Source organism: Bradyrhizobium sp. UFLA06-24 (assembly GCF_054967145.1).
Map to the genome: position 1 here is coordinate 40453 of NZ_JADFUE010000020.1, position 18360 is coordinate 58812.

Annotated in this window: 9 protein-coding genes and 1 pseudogene; 1 reads left to right on the top strand and 9 read right to left on the bottom strand. The window is 63.2% G+C overall.

Translation table 11 applies throughout. The annotated features are described in order from the left end of the window. Positions 1-25: 25 nt before the first annotated feature. Positions 26-1275, top strand: a pseudogene (locus tag IF809_RS17980) (FAD-dependent oxidoreductase). On the opposite strand, the gene IF809_RS17985 reads toward IF809_RS17980, so the two are convergent. The 9 genes from IF809_RS17985 to rplK form a co-directional block, all read right to left on the bottom strand. Next, positions 1188-3224, bottom strand: a complete 2037-nt coding sequence (locus tag IF809_RS17985; RefSeq protein ID WP_453997185.1) for an ABC transporter ATP-binding protein — start codon at positions 3222-3224, stop codon at positions 1188-1190. The pseudogene IF809_RS17980 and the gene IF809_RS17985 sit on opposite strands and share 88 nt — an antisense overlap. 135 nt (positions 3225-3359) lie before the next feature. Next, positions 3360-5423, bottom strand: a complete 2064-nt coding sequence (locus IF809_RS17990; RefSeq protein WP_462838111.1) for an FAD-dependent oxidoreductase — start codon at positions 5421-5423, stop codon at positions 3360-3362. 192 nt (positions 5424-5615) lie between these two features. Then, positions 5616-9812 carry a DNA-directed RNA polymerase subunit beta' gene (gene rpoC, locus IF809_RS17995; RefSeq protein ID WP_128966836.1) on the bottom strand — a complete coding sequence of 1399 codons (4197 nt, stop codon included), beginning with the start codon at positions 9810-9812 and terminating at the stop codon, positions 5616-5618. Between the two features lie 129 nt (positions 9813-9941). Continuing rightward, on the bottom strand, positions 9942-14066 hold the full coding sequence (gene rpoB, locus IF809_RS18000) for a DNA-directed RNA polymerase subunit beta (protein ID WP_128966837.1): 4125 nt from the start codon (positions 14064-14066) through the stop codon (positions 9942-9944). Positions 14067-14538: 472 nt separating this feature from the next. Then, a complete protein-coding gene (rplL, locus tag IF809_RS18005) occupies positions 14539-14916 on the bottom strand; it encodes a 50S ribosomal protein L7/L12 (protein WP_462838112.1) in 378 nt (125 codons plus the stop codon). A 54-nt stretch (positions 14917-14970) separates the two neighbouring features. Further along, complete coding sequence (gene rplJ / locus IF809_RS18010) at positions 14971-15489, bottom strand: 50S ribosomal protein L10 (RefSeq protein WP_092294972.1); 519 nt, start codon at positions 15487-15489, stop codon at positions 14971-14973. A 577-nt stretch (positions 15490-16066) separates the two neighbouring features. Continuing rightward, entirely contained in the window at positions 16067-17020 is a 954-nt protein-coding gene (locus IF809_RS18015) for a 2-hydroxyacid dehydrogenase (RefSeq protein ID WP_453997181.1), read from the bottom strand. Positions 17021-17110: 90 nt separating this feature from the next. After that, a complete protein-coding gene (gene rplA, locus IF809_RS18020) occupies positions 17111-17803 on the bottom strand; it encodes a 50S ribosomal protein L1 (RefSeq protein ID WP_128966839.1) in 693 nt (230 codons plus the stop codon). Between the two features lie 6 nt (positions 17804-17809). Beyond that, positions 17810-18238 (bottom strand): 50S ribosomal protein L11, encoded by a 429-nt coding sequence (rplK, locus tag IF809_RS18025; protein ID WP_057745528.1) that lies wholly within the window; start codon positions 18236-18238, stop codon positions 17810-17812. Positions 18239-18360 lie beyond the last annotated feature (122 nt).

Sequence of the window (18360 nt, forward strand, 5' to 3'; positions counted from 1 at the left end):
CCTCGCTCCGGCAGAGACAGGCGCCATGCGGTATACTGATATTGCCATCATTGGCGGGGGACTTGCCGGCTCAACCGCCGCCGCGATGCTCGGACGCGCCGGCATTTCGGCGGTGCTGATCGACCCGCACCAGACCTATCCGGCCGATTTTCGCGTCGAAAAGCTCAGCGGTCACGGGCAGATCGAGCGATTCCAGCGGAGCGGAATCGCCGACTCAGTCCTGCGCCGCGCGACGTTCTCCGGCGAGAACTGGATCGCGCGTTTCGGCCATCTGCTCGACAAGGCGCCGACCCGGCAGTTCAACATCCGCTATGATTCCCTGGTCAACGCGGTCCGCGACGAGATCCCTGCAACGGTCGGACGAAGCTGGACCAAGGCGGTATCGGTCGAGACCAGTCCGGAGCGGCAGAGAATTGTGCTCGCCAATGACGAGACGATCTCGGCCCGTCTGGTCGTGCTCGCCAACGGCCTCAACGTCGGCCTTCGCCACCAGCTTGGCATCAAGCGAACTATTATCAGCGCCTGCCATTCGATCTCGATCGGGTTCGACGTGGAGCCGGCGGGGCGGAATTGCTTCGACTTCCCGGCCCTGACCTATTTCTCGGAGCGGCCGAGCGACCGCATCCCCTACATCTCGCTGTTTCCGATCGGCACACGGATGCGGGCCAATCTGTTCGTCTACTGCGGCTTCGACGACCCCTGGTTGGCCCAATTTCGCCGTGCGCCGGCCGAGACATTGAACGCCGCCTTGCCGCGGCTCAAGCGGGTCGCCGGCCCGTTCGACATTGTCGGCGAGATCAAGATCCGCCCGGTCGATCTCTATGTGAATGACGCCCGTCACCAGCCGGGTGTGGTGCTGGCGGGCGATGCTTTCGCGACCTCGTGTCCGGTCGCCGGCACCGGCTGCGACAAGGTGTTCACCGACGTCGAGCGGCTCTGCAACGTCCATATCCCGCAATGGCTGGCATCCGACGGGATGGACGCGACCAAGATGGCCGCCTTCTACGCCGATCCGCTCAAGCAGACCTGCGACCAATGGTCGACGGCGAAAGCCTTCTCCGTTCCGTATCAATTGCCACGAGCCCCTACTGGACTGCGCAGCGCTGGGCGCGTTTCATGGCGTGGTCGGCCCAAGGATTGTTGCGACGGCTTGGAGGAGCGATCCATCTGGAGCCGAACTTCCTCGGTCACTCCTCCTCGTCGTCCTCGTCCTCATCATCCTCGTCGAGGTCGTCCTCGTCGTCTTCGTCGTCATCGCTGTCGACGTCGGCCTGAGCGGCCGCGCCGTGGGGCTGATGGATCTGATCGTTCCACAGCTTGCGATAGGTGCCGTTCCTGGCCAGCAGCTCGGCATGCGAGCCGCGTTCGATCGCCCTGCCCCCTGAAATCACGATGATCTCGTCCATCTCGACCACCGACGTCAGCCGGTGGGTCGACCAGATCATGGTGCGACCCTTGGCGACCTTCAGCAGCGTGCGATTGATCGCCGCCTCCGTGGTCTGGTCGAGCGCCGAAGTGGCCTCGTCCAGCAGCAGCACCGAGGGATTGCGGATGATCGCGCGCGCGATCGCGATACGCTGGCGCTGGCCGCCCGACAGCGTATCGCCGCGCTCGCCGACCGGCGTGTCGTAGCGCTGCGGCAGGCTCATGATGTAACGGTGAATCTCGGCCTTCTTGGCGGCCTCCTCGACCTCCTCGTCGGTCGCGCCCTCCTTGCCGAGCCGGATGTTCTCGCGGATCGACATGTTGAACAGCATGTTCTCCTGGAACACCACCGCCATGCTCCGGCGCAGCGAATCCAGGGTCACCTTGCGCACATCGACGCCGTCGATGGTGACGCGGCCCTCGTCCGGCACGTAGAGGCGCAGGATCAGGTTGAGCAACGTGCTCTTGCCGGAGCCCGACGGACCGACGATGGCGATGCGCTTGCCGACATTGAGCTTGAGGCTGAGATTGTCCAGCACCGGCATCTGGGTGCCCTCGTACTGGAACGTCACGTGATCGAAGGTGATGTCGTTGGTGATGCGCGGCAGGTCGGGCGCACCTGGACGATCGGCGCCGCGCGTGGGCTCGTCGAGCAGCTCCTGGATATGACGGATCGCGGCGGCCGAGGAGATCGACACCGGGATGAAGTGCATCACGTGGGCGATGTTGTAGGAGACCTCCCAGAACGCGCTCTCGAAGGTCACGAAGGTGCCGATGGTGATCTGGCCCTTGGTCGCAAGGTAAGCGCCGATCGCGAGCACGACGAGGTGCAACAGCAGCACCGAGATGGTGACCGTTCGTTCCACCATCGTCGACAGGAATCCGGCGGCGGCAATCCGGTCGCGGGTCGCGTCGTTCCGGAAGGTGAAGAAGCCGAACATCTTGCGCTGCAGGCTGAACGCCTTGATCACGGCCTGCGCCGCCACGTTCTCCTGCACCATGCCGAGCAGCGCGCTTTCGTTGAGCTTCTGCTCGTAATTGGCCTGCACCGCCTTCGGGGTCAGGATGCGCGGGCCGATCAGGGTGATCGGAAACACCAGCAGCGCGACCACCGCGAGCTGCCAGTTCAGGAACAGCATCAGGATGATGCCGGCGATCAGCTCCAGGAAGGGCAGCGCGGCGCTATTGGTGAAGGTCTTGACCGAGCCTTCGAAGGCCGACAGGTCGACCGAGAAGCGCGACAGGATCTCGCCGCGCTTGGTGCGGCCGAAATAGGCCGCCGGCAGGTCCTGAACGTGCTCGAACAGGCGCTTGCGGACGTCGGAGATGACGCAAGCGGCCAGCCGCGCGTCCCAGCGCTCATACCAGACCGCGACGATGGAGGTGAAGATTCCGGCGGCCGCGAGCACGCCGAGGATCTTGTACAGCGCCTGAAAGTCCTCCTCGCCGAGCGCGTCGTCGATCAGGAATTTCAGGCTGAGCGGCATGATGACGTTGAACAGCGTCTCGACCAGAACGCCGAACGCCACATAGCCAAGGATGCGCTTGTAATTGGACAGGAAGGGTTTGACGAAGCCCAGGATGGTCGCGAGCGCGCCGGCGGCCTCACGGGCGGTAAAGACGACGAGATCCTCGTCATCATCGTCGTCGAGCTCAAGCTCGTCGTCGGCGTCTTCGTCGCCCTCGTCGTCTTCGAGTTCGGGCTCGGCAGCGGCAGCGGCAGCGAGCTTGGTCTCGAGCTCGGCCGCCTCTTGCGCGGCGAGCTTCTGTTTGTCGGGAGAGAGAGGCCTGGACGCCATGAAACCAACCGATGCTGACGGCCGGCATGACCGCAGAGAAAGCAGGACATAGCGGCGGGGCCGCTATGTCGCCGATTCTATGCGATCAGGATCAATTCGGCAAAGCAATTGGCGAAATTCATCCATCCTGTGGTGCTAATCGTCGTCTTCGTCCTCGACCTTATCGAAGAAGGAATAGCGCAGGGAATCGGCGTCGGCATACCACTCGCCCGGACCCTTGTTGGCGGCGAGCGTCGCTTCCCAGAGCGCGTCGGTGCAGTCCTTGCGGTGCATCGACAGATCGAAGCCGTTGCCGAAGAACAGCTCGGACCATTCCCACCAGGTGCCCAGCTTCTTGACCCCGCGCAGCAGGTCGTAGCGATCGATCACGACCGCCGCCATGTCCGAAGTCACCGAACCGAACACGAGGCCGGTCTTGACCACGCGATTCAATTCGCGGATCGCGCGAACCACCTGCTTCGGAGCCACATGGCAGAGGCTGGTTTCGAACACGTAGTCGAAGCTGCCGTCTTTGAACGGCATGTCGGTGATCGAGCCGAGCTTGTTATACTTCTTCAGCGCCTTTGGCGTCCTGGCGTGGATGGCGCGATTGTTCTCGATGCCCCAGGCATCGATGCCGCGCTCGCGTAGCGCACCGACCAGCTCGCCACTGGCGGAACCCGCGACCAGGAGCTTGGCGCCCTTCGTCTTGCCCCAGACGATACCGACCAGCCTGGTCAGATAATCGGGGTCCGTGAAATGGCTCCAAACCTCGCTGTAGGGGCCAAGGCCGCGATAGTTCTCAAAATAATCGCGGTCGATCTTGTCCGAGACCGGCTCGCCATTCTCCTGCGCACGCTCGCGCCGCAGCCGCATCATCTCGGTCAGGATGATGTCGGTCGCCGCGTCCGAGGAGTCGAGCAGGCCGTTCAGGGTGGAGTCGAACAGATAGTCGCCGACCACGACGATCCCTGGATGTTCCTTCGGCTCCGGCCGATGATTGGTCATGACGTCACGCACCGGCAGACCGCCTGGAATCGCGTTCACCGACGACAGCCAGCGATGGATCTTGCCTTCCATGAAATGCGCACGGGCGTCGCCGAGCGAGGCCGGCAGCGATTTCAGCGCGGCATCGATCAGCTCCTGATCCGACAGATTGGCGAAGGCCAGCGCATCGGAGCCGGGGATCAGCCAGTTCAGGACCCCGTGCCGGCCGACGTCGTGGCGCGCGCCCTCGTTGTAGACGCAGCAGCCGCCGAAGGCTTCCGACATGAACCAGGCGCCGGGAATCTTTTCGCCCCAGAACGGGGTGTCGAACAGGATCGAGACGCGCAGATAATGCGCGGGACGATCGAAATAGGCGACGTGCTTGACCATCGACTTGCGCAGCTGCTCGCCTTCCCAGCCCACAGTGGAGAGCCAGGAGTGCGGAAGGCAGACCAGCACGAGGTCGAAGTCGCGCGTCTCCGGCCCCTTCCCGTTCATCATCTTGAGCTGATAGCGGCCGGTCGGCGCCTTGCCGACGGTAAGCACGCGATGATTGAGCTGGATGTCGGCGTTGACCTCCGACTGGAGGCATTCGATCAGCTGCTCGTTGCCGTTCTGGATGGAGTAGAGGCCGATATAGCCGTCGACATCCATCAGATAGTTCTTGAGCGCGTTGAGGCCATTGGTGTTGTGGCTTTCGGTGGCGATGTCCGAACGCGCCATCACCTTGAAGAAACGCTTTGCGGTCTCGTCCTCGACCTCCTCGTCGAGCACCTGCTCGGCGGTCTTGTAGGCCCAGGGGTTCTCGTTGTCGTGGGCGCCGACGCCCTCGTAATATTCGATCGGCGACATCGCTTCAGCGCAGCGCTTGCGGAAGGCCTCGATCGCGGCCGCGGTCTTGACGCCGTATTTGCGGCGCATGCCCGGTACGTCGTTCAAGAGTTCGCCGTCGAGGTGCACCTGCTCGGCGTCCATCGGAATGGTCTGCAGTCCGAAATGCTGGATCAGCTCGCGTAGCGGATCGGGACCCGTCATCGAATAGTCGTAGATCTCGGCAACGCCGGCCTCGTACATCGCCGGTGCGGAATCGAATTTGCGCGTGACGATCTTGCCGCCGAGCCGGTAGGACGCTTCGTAGATGGTGATGCGGCAGAGGTCGCCGAGCTTACGCTTCAGATACCAGGCGCTCATCAGCCCGCCGGGGCCGCCGCCTACAATTGCAAGATCAAGCATGTGAGTTCCGTGGTCTCCGGCCCTGCCCCCGTCACGGGACCACCGGTCTAAGTTGCCTTAGCAAAAGCTCTTTTCAGCCTGAAGGAAAGATGAACAAAGACTGATCCTGCATTGCAGCAAGCGCAGAAAGCAACAAAAAGGCCGGCAAAAGCCGGCCTTTCCGTTATCCTCAGTAATCGTACGGAGGAGCTATTATTCCGCAGGCGGCAGTGCGGGAAGCTCCGCCTCCGGCGCCGGCGGCGCGACGGTCGCCTGCTTCTCGCGCTCGTCGAGAATCAGCTTGTCGCGCTTCATGGCGACCTCGCGGATCTTGGCCATGGAGGCGCCGGTGCCCGCCGGGATCAGCCGGCCGACGATGACGTTCTCCTTGAGGCCTTCGAGCGGATCGATCTTTCCGTTGACCGCCGCTTCCGTGAGGACGCGGGTGGTCTCCTGGAACGAGGCCGCCGAGAAGAAGGAGCGGGTCTGCAGGCTCGCCTTGGTGATGCCGAGCAGAACCGGCGTACCCGTGGCGGGCTTCTTGCCCTCTTCCTTGGCCTTCTCGTTCAGCGCGTCGAACTCGATCTTGTCGACCTGCTCGCCGGAGATCATGTCCGTGTCGCCCTGGTCGGTGATTTCCACCTTCTGGAGCATCTGACGGACAATCACCTCGATGTGCTTGTCGTTGATGAGCACGCCCTGGAGCCGGTAGACCTCCTGGATTTCGTTGACCAGATAGGCTGCGAGCTCTTCGATACCCTTGACCGCGAGGATGTCGTGCGGCGCCGGGTTGCCTTCCACGATGAAGTCGCCCTTTTCGACGACGTCGCCGTCCTGAAGGTGGATGTGCTTGCCCTTCGGGATCAGGTACTCGCGCGGCTCGTCGGTCTTGTCCATCGGCTCGATCGAGATGCGACGCTTGTTCTTGTAGTCGCGTCCGAACCGGATGGTGCCCGCGATCTCGGCGATGATCGCCGCATCCTTCGGACGCCGTGCCTCGAACAGTTCCGCCACCCGCGGCAGACCGCCGGTGATGTCACGCGTCTTGGCGCTTTCGGTCGAGACACGAGCGAGGATGTCGCCCGGATTGACCTTGGCTCCGACGTCGACCGAGAGAATGGCGTCGACCGACAGCATGTAGCGAGCGTCGCCGCCACGGGCGAGCTTGAGCACCTTGCCGTCCTTGCCCTTCACCACGATGGCCGGACGCAGGTCCGAGCCGCCGCGGGTCGAGCGCCAGTCGATGACCACGCGCTTGGCGATACCGGTGGCCTCGTCCAGCGTTTCCGAGATCGACTGGCCTTCGACCAGATCCTCGAAGCCGATGGTGCCTTCCACTTCGGTGAGAAGCGGACGGGTGTACGGGTCCCACTCGACGATGCGCTGGCCACGCTTGACCATATCGCCCTCGTCGACGTGGAGGCGCGAGCCATACTGGACACGGTGCGTCGCACGTTCGGTGCCGTCGGCATCGACGACAGCCACCACCATGTTGCGCACCATTGCGATCAGATGACCTTCGCTGTTGCGGGCGATGGCCTTGTTCCGGATCACGATCTTGCCGTCGAAATTGGCTTCGACAAAAGACTGCTCGTTGAGCTGCGCCGCACCACCGATGTGGAAGGTGCGCATGGTGAGCTGGGTGCCCGGCTCGCCGATCGACTGCGCCGCGATGACGCCGACCGCTTCGCCGTGGTTGACCGGCGTGCCGCGGGCGAGGTCGCGGCCGTAGCACTTGCCGCAGATGCCGTTGACGAGTTCGCAGGTCAGCGCCGAGCGGATCTTCACCTCCTGAACGCCACCCTGCTGGATGGCCTCCAGATGGCTCTCTTCCATCAGCGTGTCGCGCTTGATGATCACCTTGCCCGAGCTGTCACGCACGTCTTCGCAGGCCGTGCGTCCGAGGATGCGCGAACCGAGCGAAGCGACCACGGTGCCGGCATCGACGATGGCGCGCATCTTGATGCCGAGCTTGGTGCCGCAATCGGACTGCGTGATGATGCAGTCCTGCGCGACGTCGACCAGACGACGGGTCAGGTAGCCAGAGTTCGCGGTCTTCAACGCGGTGTCCGCGAGGCCCTTACGGGCGCCGTGGGTCGAGTTGAAGTACTCGAGAACCGAGAGGCCTTCCTTGAAGTTCGAGATGATCGGCGTCTCGATGATCTCACCCGACGGCTTGGCCATCAGGCCGCGCATGCCGGCGAGCTGGCGCATCTGGGCCGGCGAACCGCGGGCACCGGAGTGAGCCATCATGTAGATCGAGTTGATGTCGGCATCGGCTCCGCTCGCCGTCTTCTTGGTGGCGGAGATCTCCTTCATCATCGCCTTGGCGATTTCTTCCGTGGCCTTCGACCAGGCGTCGACGACCTTGTTGTACTTCTCGCCATGGGTGATCAGACCGTCGTTGTACTGCTGCTCGAAATCCTTCGCCAGCGTACGGGTGGTGTCGACGATCTTCCACTTGCCGTGCGGCACGACCATGTCGTCCTTGCCGAATGAGATGCCGGCCTTGAACGCGTTGTAGAAGCCGAGCGCCATGATGCGGTCGCAGAAGATCACGGTCTCCTTCTGGCCGCAGTGACGATAGACCTGGTCGATGACGCCCGAGATCTCGCGCTTGGTCATCAGCTTGTTGATGATCTCGTACGAGATGCGCGGGTTCTTCGGCAGCAGATTGCCGAGCATGACGCGGCCCGCAGTGGTTTCGATCCAGCGCTTGGAGACCTTGCCGGTCTCGTCCATGCCTTCCCACCGGTACTTGATCTTGGTGTGGAGGTGGATGACCTTCGCGTGCAGGGCGTGCTCGAGCTCGGCCATGTCGCCGAACAGCTTGCCCTCGCCGGGCAGGCCTTCGCGCATGATCGAGACGTAGTAGAGACCGAGCACGATGTCCTGCGAGGGCACGATGATCGGCTGGCCGTTCGCCGGATGCAGGATGTTATTGGTCGACATCATCAGCACGCGCGCTTCCAGCTGCGCTTCGAGCGACAGCGGAACGTGCACGGCCATCTGGTCGCCGTCGAAGTCGGCGTTGAACGCCGAGCAGACCAGCGGGTGAAGCTGGATCGCCTTGCCCTCGATCAGCACCGGCTCGAACGCCTGGATGCCCAGGCGATGCAGCGTCGGCGCGCGGTTGAGCAGCACGGGATGCTCGCGGATCACCTCGTCCAGGATGTCCCAGACCTCGGGCCGCTCCTTCTCGACCAGCTTCTTCGCCTGCTTCACGGTGGTGGACAGGCCCTTGGCGTCAAGCCGCGAGTAGATGAACGGCTTGAACAGCTCGAGAGCCATTTTCTTCGGCAGGCCGCACTGATGCAGGCGCAGCTCGGGACCGACCACGATCACCGAACGGCCGGAATAGTCGACGCGCTTGCCGAGCAGGTTCTGACGGAAACGACCCTGCTTGCCCTTGAGCATATCGGCGAGCGACTTCAGCGGGCGCTTGTTGGCACCGGTGATGACGCGGCCGCGGCGGCCGTTGTCGAACAGCGCATCGACCGCTTCCTGAAGCATGCGCTTCTCGTTGCGGATGATGATGTCGGGCGCGCGCAGCTCCATCAGCCGCTTCAAGCGGTTGTTGCGGTTGATGACGCGGCGGTACAGGTCGTTGAGGTCGGAGGTTGCGAAGCGGCCGCCGTCCAGCGGCACCAGCGGACGCAGGTCCGGCGGGATCACGGGAACCACAGTCAGGATCATCCATTCCGGCTTGTTGCCGGAGTGGCGGAAGGCCTCGACGATCTTCAGACGCTTGGCGAGCTTCTTATGCTTGATGTCGGAGTCGGTCTCCTGCATCTCGGCGCGAAGCGACACTTCGAGCTTCTCGAGGTCCATGCCCTTGAGCAGCTCGCGGATCGCTTCCGCGCCGATCATGGCGGTGAAGCTGTCCTGGCCGTATTCGTCCTGCGCCTTCAGATACTCGTCTTCCGACAGCAGCTGACGGTCCTTCAGCGCGGTGAGGCCCGGCTCCAGCACGACGTAGTATTCGAAGTAGAGGATCCGCTCGAGATCCTTCAGCGTCATGTCGAGCAGAAGGCCGATGCGCGACGGCAGCGACTTCAGGAACCAGATGTGGGCGACGGGAGCCGCGAGCTCGATATGGCCCATGCGCTCGCGCCGGACGCGCGACAGCGTGACCTCGACCGAACACTTCTCGCAGATGATGCCCTTGTACTTCATGCGCTTGTACTTGCCGCACAAGCACTCGTAGTCCTTGATCGGCCCGAAGATGCGGGCGCAGAACAGGCCGTCGCGCTCGGGCTTGAAGGTACGGTAGTTGATGGTCTCCGGCTTCTTGATCTCGCCGTAGGACCAGGACAGAATCTTCTCCGGGGACGCGATCGAGATCCGGATCTGGTCGAAGACCTGAGCCGGCGTCGTCGGGTTAAAGAGATTCATAATTTCTTGGTTCATCGTCTTCTCCTCGCGTACCGGTCGCCTCCGGCCGCAAATTCGAAAATCACTCGAGCGGGGCGCCCTGCCCTCAAGGCATCGGGAGGGGCGCCAATGCCCGGCCGCGAAGGCCGGGCATGAAAGGTCGTGTTACTCGGCCGCTTCCGACGTCGGCGCCGGTCCCATCTTGGAATTGTGCAGATCGACGTTGAGGCCGAGCGAGCGCATTTCCTTGACCAGCACGTTGAACGATTCCGGAATGCCGGCCTCGAAGGTGTCGTCGCCGCGCACGATCGCCTCGTACACCTTGGTACGGCCGGCGACGTCGTCCGACTTCACGGTCAGCATTTCCTGGAGCGTGTAGGCCGCGCCGTAAGCTTCGAGCGCCCACACCTCCATTTCGCCGAAACGCTGGCCGCCGAACTGCGCCTTGCCGCCCAGCGGCTGCTGGGTGACGAGCGAGTACGGACCGATCGAACGCGCGTGGATCTTGTCGTCGACCAGATGGTGCAGCTTGAGCATGTAGATGTAGCCCACCGTCACCTTGCGATCGAAGGCATCGCCGGTGCGGCCGTCATAGACGGTCGACTGGCCGGACGCGTCGAGACCCGCGAGCTTCAGCATCTCCTCGATGTCGGTCTCCTTGGCACCATCGAACACCGGCGTCGCGATCGGCACGCCGCGGCTTAAGTTGTGGCCGAGTTCAAGCAGCTCGTTGTCGTTGAGCGTCTTGATCGTCTCGTCCTCGCCATAGACCTTCTTCAAGGTTTCCTTCAGCGGCTTGATGTCCTGCTTCGACAAATAGGCATCGACCGTCTGGCCGATGCGCTTGCCGAGGCCGGCGCAGGCCCAGCCGAGATGGGTCTCGAGGATCTGTCCGACGTTCATGCGCGAGGGCACGCCCAGCGGATTGAGCACGATGTCGGCGTGCGTGCCGTCCTCGAGGAACGGCATGTCCTCGATCGGCACGATCTTCGACACCACGCCCTTGTTGCCGTGACGGCCGGCCATCTTGTCGCCGGGCTGGATCTTGCGCTTCACCGCGACGAAGACCTTGACCATCTTCATCACGCCGGGCGGAAGCTCGTCACCACGCTGGAGCTTCTCGACCTTGTCGAGGAAGCGCTGCTCGAGCCCCTTCTTCGACTCGTCGTACTGCTTCCGCATGGCCTCGATCTCGGCCATCAGCTTGTCGTTGGGCGAAGCGAACAGCCACCACTGCGACTTCGGGTACTCCTCGAGCACCGCACGGGTGATCTTGGTGTCCTTCTTGAAGCCCTTGGGACCTGCAATGCCCTGCCGCCCCTCGAGGAGCTCGGCAAGACGGTTGTAGACGTTGCGGTCCAGGATCGCCTGTTCGTCGTCTCGGTCCTTGGCCAGACGCTCGATCTCTTCCCGCTCGATCGCCAGCGCACGCTCGTCCTTGTCGACGCCGTGGCGGTTGAACACGCGGACTTCCACGATCGTGCCCTGCACGCCCGGGGGAACGCGCAGCGAGGTGTCGCGAACGTCGGAGGCCTTCTCGCCGAAGATGGCGCGCAGAAGCTTCTCTTCCGGCGTCATCGGGCTTTCGCCCTTCGGCGTGATCTTGCCGACCAGGATGTCGCCGGCCCGCACTTCAGCGCCGATGTAGACGATACCGGCTTCGTCGAGGTTCTTCAGCGCTTCTTCCGAAACGTTCGGGATGTCGCGGGTGATTTCCTCAGGGCCGAGCTTGGTGTCGCGGGCCATCACCTCGAACTCCTCGATGTGGATCGAGGTGAAGACGTCCTCCTTCACGATCCGCTCGGAGAGCAGGATCGAGTCTTCGAAGTTGTAGCCGTTCCACGGCATGAACGCGACGAGCACGTTGCGGCCAAGCGCGAGCTCGCCGAGATCGGTCGACGGACCGTCGGCGATGATGTCGCCCTTCTTGACGATGTCGCCGACCTTCACCAGCGGACGCTGGTTGATGCAGGTCGACTGGTTGGAGCGCTGGTACTTCATCAACCGATAGATATCGACGCCCGACTTGGTCGGATCGAGATCCTCGGTGGCGCGGATGACGACGCGGGTCGCGTCGATCTGGTCGATCACGCCCGAACGGCGTGCCGCGATCGCAGCACCCGAGTCACGCGCAACTACACCTTCCATGCCGGTGCCGACGAACGGCGCTTCGGCGCGAACCAGCGGCACCGCCTGGCGCTGCATGTTCGAGCCCATCAGCGCGCGGTTGGCGTCGTCGTTCTCGAGGAACGGGATCAGGGCTGCGGCGACCGAAACGAGCTGCTTCGGCGATACGTCCATGTAGTCGACCTTGTCGGGCGTCAGCGGCACGACGTCGCGGGTGCCGCTGGCGCGGCAGACCACGAGGTCTTCGGTGAAGCGGCCCTTGGCGTCGACAGGCACGTTGGCCTGCGCGACCGAGTAGCGGCCCTCTTCCATCGCCGAGAGGTACACGACCTCGTCGGTAACGCGACCGTCCTTGACCTTGCGATACGGCGTCTCGACGAAGCCGTACTTGTTCACGCGCGCGAAGGTGGCGAGCGAGTTGATCAGGCCGATGTTCGGACCTTCCGGCGTCTCGATCGGGCAGATGCGGCCGTAATGCGTCGGATGCACGTCGCGCACTTCGAAGCCGGCGCGCTCGCGGGTCAGACCGCCCGGTCCAAGTGCCGAGAGACGGCGCTTGTGGGTGATCTCCGACAGAGGATTGGTCTGGTCCATGAACTGCGAGAGCTGCGAGGAGCCGAAGAACTCGCGCACGGCAGCCGCCGCCGGCTTGGCGTTGATCAGGTCCTGCGGCATGACCGTGTCGATGTCGACCGAGGACATGCGCTCCTTGATCGCGCGCTCCATGCGCAGGAGGCCGATGCGGTATTGGTTCTCCATGAGCTCGCCGACCGAGCGCACGCGGCGGTTGCCGAGATGGTCGATGTCGTCGATCTCGCCCTTGCCGTCGCGCAGATCCACCAGCGTCTTGATGACGCAAAGGATGTCTTCCTTGCGCAGCGTACGCTGGGTGTCGGGCGCATCGAGGTCGAGGCGCATGTTCATCTTGACGCGGCCGACCGCGGAGAGGTCGTAACGCTCGGCATCGAAGAACAGCGACTGGAACATCGCCTGCGCCGAATCCAGCGTCGGCGGCTCGCCCGGACGCATCACGCGGTAGATGTCGAACAGCGCGTCCTCACGCGTCATGTTCTTGTCGGCCGCGAGCGTGTTGCGGATATAGGCGCCGACATTGACATGGTCGATGTCGAGCAGCGGCAGTTCCTTGTAACCGTGCTCGTTGAGCACCTTGAGCGACTTGTCGGTGATTTCCTCACCGGCTTCGGCGTGGATCTCACCGGTCTTCGGGTTGACGAGGTCCTCGGCGAGGTAGTTGCCGACGAGCTCCTCGTCCGACAGGCGCAGCGCCTTGAGCCCCTTCTCCTGGAGCTGGCGGGCGGCACGGACGGTGAGCTTCTTGCCGGCCTCGAGCACGACCTTGCCGGTGTCGGCATCGATCAGATCGTTGATGGTCGAGTAGCCGCGGAAGCGGTTGGCGTCGAACGGAACGCGCCAGCCTTCCTTGGTCCGCTTGTAGAGGATCTTCTTGTAGAACGTGGACAGGATCGCCTCGCCGTCGAGGCCGAGGGCGAACATCAGCGACGTCACCGGAATCTTGCGGCGACGGTCGATACGCGCATAGACGATGTCCTTGGCGTCGAACTCGATGTCGAGCCAGGAGCCGCGATACGGGATCACGCGGGCGGCGAACAGCAGCTTGCCCGAGGAATGGGTCTTGCCCTTGTCGTGGTCGAAGAACACGCCCGGCGAACGGTGCATCTGCGAGACGATGACGCGCTCGGTGCCGTTTACGATGAAGGTGCCGTTCATCGTCATGAGCGGGATGTCGCCCATGTAGACGTCCTGCTCCTTGATGTCCTTGACCGACTTCGCGCCGGTTTCCTCGTCGATATCGAACACGATGAGGCGCAGCGTCACCTTGAGCGGGGCCGCGAAGGTCATGCCGCGCTGACGGCACTCGTCGACGTCGTATTTCGGCTGCTCGAACTCGTAGCGGACGAATTCCAGCATCGAGGTGCCCGAGAAGTCGGAGATCGGGAACACGGACCGGAACACAGCCTGCAGGCCCTCGTCGAGGCGCCCGCCCTGGGGTTCGTCGACCATCAGGAACTGGTCATAGGACGCCTTCTGAACCTCGATGAGGTTCGGCATCTCGGCAACTTCCTTGATGTGTCCGAAGAACTTGCGAACGCGTTTGCGACCGGTGAATGTCTGCTGCGCCATCGTGGCCTCTCATTTTCGTCGCCCGCTCCGGGCGAACCGTCCGGAACGCGGCTGCCACCGCTCCCCGGGTTGAATTTGTCGAACCCGCTTTGGGGGCCGGAGACTCAGTTTCAGGCGGGAATGTCCTGAATCTGTTCTTCAGACCTTCAAAACGCAAAACGACGCGCGGGGCGCTGGTGCGCGCCCGCCCGTCTCAACGATCGTCTTCACGGACTGCAAAAGCCCGAAATAGCCTGCTCTCCCAACGGCTTACAGGGAAATCCGACGCCCTGCCCACCGCGCTTTCGTGCTGCCGACCCGATATGGGGCGACAATAGTGCAGATTCGAGGGACAAACCCTCAAATCCCCACACATTTTCGTGTTTGGCCTGCGTCGGGACGATCCGTCGCACGCCTTTTGCATCCGGCCCACCCTTCTGAGGGCGAACCAAGGTCCCGGGCCTCGACCCGGGACCTTGCCCGTAAGCGTTGCTTACTTGAGCTCGACCTTCGCGCCAGCCTTCTCGAGCTGGGCCTTGATCTTGTCGGCTTCGTCCTTGTTCACGCTTTCCTTCAGCGGCTTCGGAGCACCCTCGACGAGGTCCTTTGCTTCCTTCAGGCCGAGACCGGTGATGGCGCGGACTTCCTTGATGACCTCGATCTTCTTGTCGCCGGCGCTGGCGAGAACGACCGTGAACTCGGTCTTCTCTTCCGCCGGAGCGGCAGCGGCGCCACCACCAGCCGGGCCGGCCACGGCGACAGCCGCGGCAGCCGAAACGCCCCACTTCTCTTCGAGGAGCTTCGCGAGTTCGGCAGCCTCGAGCACAGTGAGGCTCGAGAGGTCGTCAACGATCTTCTGCAAGTCAGCCATTGTTCAGTTTCCTTGAGTGTAAGTCTGGTTCGGGTTTGAGTTTTGCGAAGGGCGTCAGGCCGCTTCGCCCTTTGAGGCATGAGCCTGGATGACGCGCGCGAGCTTGCCCGCGGGCGCGTTGGCGAGCTGAGCAAGCTTGGTCGCCGGGGCCACGATGAGGCCGACGATCTTGCCGCGCAGTTCGTCAAGCGACGGCAGCGAGGCAAGCGCCTTCACGCCGTCGACATTCAGGACGGTCTTTCCCATCGAGCCGCCGATGATGACGAACTTTTCGTTCGCCTTGGCGAATTCGATGGCGACCTTCGGCGCCGCTACCGGATCGTTCGAAGTGGCGATCACGGTCGGTCCCTTCAGCATGGGGCCGATGGCAACGACGTCAGTGCCTTCAAGAGCAATTTTGGCGAGACGGTTCTTCGAGACCTTCACCGAGGCACCCGCCTGCTTCATCTGCTGGCGCAGCTTCTGCATCTGGGCGACGGTGAGGCCGGAATATTGAGCAACGATCGCGACGCTCGTGGTCTTGAAGACCCCATTGAGCTGTTCGACCGCGTCTTTTTTTGCCGCTCGTTCCACAGCAAGCTCTTTCCGGTTGGCGGTCAACGCGAAAGCGGGACCGCCGGGTTGCACCCATCGTCCCGCCTAAACCTGAACCTCAGGGCCAAAACCCATCGGACACGCCGGGCAAGACGACAATTCAAAGCCTGCCCTCCGGGAGCCCCTAAGAGCCCACGGCGTGTCGAGGTCCGAACCAAACTCCTTCCGCGGCTACCCCTAAGGTAGGCGCGAAGTGAAATCCGGTCTTCACCCGTCTATGCAGGCCGTGTGATTAAGCCGTTGAGAAATCGGAATTTCCCGCGAGCGCCTGCAGTCTTGGACAGGACAAGGCCAGTCGGCGAACCGCCCGACCTCTGCCCGCATCCCACCGGCCGATGGATTTTCTCTCCTTTTCGGGCAAATCCTTGCGGACGTCCTGAAAAGGAATGATCTCCTGCGTGTCGGGTTTTCGGAATGCGTGCACGGACGCGCCAGCCAGGGCCGGCACGTCCGGAGGCGGTTCTTTAACCGCTCTCTGCCTGATTGCCAAGAGCAAAATTCACACCAGTTCCAATCCGTTGCCGGTCGGGCCTAATACGGCCCGACAAGGGCCGATTCAGACCGATTTGACCTGGTGAGGCAGCGGCCTGCCCTCGAAGAACGCGGTCAGGTTGGCCAGCACGCAGTTCTGCATGGCGACATGCGATTCGAGGGTGTGGCCGCCGATATGGGGGGCGAACACCACATTCGGCAGCGCCGTGAGGGCGTCGGGGGCGTGCGGTTCCTTCTCGAACACGTCGAGGCCGGCGCCGGCAATGGTCTTGTCGGCCAAGGCGGTGACAAGGGCCTTCTGGTCGATGACCGAGCCGCGCGAGATGTTGACGACATAGCCGTCCGCGCCGAGGCGCCTCAGGATATCGGCATTGACGACGTGCTGGGTCTCGGCCCCTGCCCGCACTGCGATCATCAGCACGCTGCACCAATCGGCAAGTGCTTCCAGCGACGGGAAATATTGATACGGCAGATCGTATCGGGTGCGGCTGAAATAGCCGACCTCGCTCTCGAAGGCGGCGCAGCGAGCAGCGATCTTGCGGCCGATCTCGCCCATCCCGTAGACGCCGATACGGCGGCCAGGCATGCCGGTCTGCGGCCGCATCATCGGCGACGGCTTTGACGCCGCCCAATCGCCGCTGCGGACATATTGGTCGGCGACCAGCATTCGCCGCGTCGTCGCCAGCATCAGGGTCATCGCGATGTCGGCGACCGAGGCCGCGTTGGCGCCGGGGCTGTGGCCGACCGCAATATTGCGGCTAGCTGCCGCCTTCAGATCGACGCCGTCATAGCCGGTGCCGTAGCAGACGATTGCGCCGAGCTTTGGCATCAGGTCCATCGCCTCCGCCCCCAGCGGCGAACCGCCGGCGGTCAGCAGCGCCCGGATGCCGCCGAGCTCGTTCGCCGAAAACACCTCGCCTGCGGGCTTGCCGCCGGTGTCGAGCAGTTCGAACCGCTCGGCGAAACGCGCCATCATCGTTTTCGGAAAACGCGAGTAGATCAGGACCTTGTCAGCCATTGTTCTTGTTTCCGGTGAGTGCCGCCCACAAACGACGAGGGGCGGAATCGGTTGCCCAATTCCGCCCCTCGCCTCTTGCAATTTCCGGACTTAGCCGAGGATGGTACCCGGCTCGACCTTCACGCCCGGGCCCATCGTCGAGGACACCGCAACCCGCTGGATGTAGGTGCCCTTGGAGCCGGCCGGCTTCGCCTTCGAGACCGCATCGGCGAGCGCCTTGATGTTCTCGACCAGCTTCTCCTCGGAGAACGAGGCCTTGCCGACGCCGGCCTGCAGGATGCCGGCCTTCTCGACGCGGAACTCGACCGAGCCGCCCTTGGCGCCCTTCACCGCACCGGTGACGTCCATGGTCACGGTACCAATCTTCGGGTTCGGCATCAGGCCGCGCGGGCCGAGCACCTTACCGAGACGGCCGACCAGCGGCATCATGTCGGGGGTCGCAATACAACGATCGAAGTCGATCGTGCCTTCCTGCACCTTCTGAACCAGATCCTCGGCGCCGACGACGTCGGCACCCGCGGCCTTGGCTTCGTCAGCCTTGGCGCCGCGGGCGAACACGCCGACGCGGAGCGTGCGGCCGGTGCCGTTCGGCAGGGTCACGACACCGCGGACCATCTGGTCGGCGTGACGCGGATCGACGCCGAGATTGATGGCGACCTCGATGGTCTCGTCGAACTTCGCTTTCGCGCGTTCCTTGACCATCTTGATGGCTTCCGCGAGCGGGTAAAGCTTTTCGCGGTCAACACCTTCGCGGGCTTTGTTCAAACGCTTTCCGATTGCCATGACCGCTTACCCCGCAACTTCCAGACCCATCGAACGGGCGGAGCCCTCGACCATCTTCATGGCCGATTCGATGGTGTCGCAATTCAGGTCCTTCATCTTCTTCTCGGCGATTTCGCGCACCTGCGCGCGGGTCACCTTGCCGGCCTTGTCACGGCCCGGCGCCTTCGAGCCGGACTGGATCTTGGCAGCCTGCTTGAGGAAGTAGGACATCGGAGGCGTCTTCATCTCGAAGGTGAAAGAACGGTCCGCATAGATGGTGATGATCACCGGGATCGGGGTGTTCTTCTCTTCCTTCTGGGTCTGGGCGTTGAACGCCTTGCAGAACTCCATGATGTTGAGACCGCGCTGACCGAGCGCGGGACCGATCGGGGGCGAAGGATTCGCCGCACCGGCCGGGACCTGAAGCTTCAGGTATCCGGTCACTTTCTTTGCCATGTAGCACTCCTGTTGTGCCGGCAATCGCCGGCGGTTTCAGGTTCGTGGTCTGGGTCGGATGCGGCTGGCAACCGCCCTCTCCCTCCCACGGCCTCTCTTTGCGGGATGCCTGCCGGCGTCCC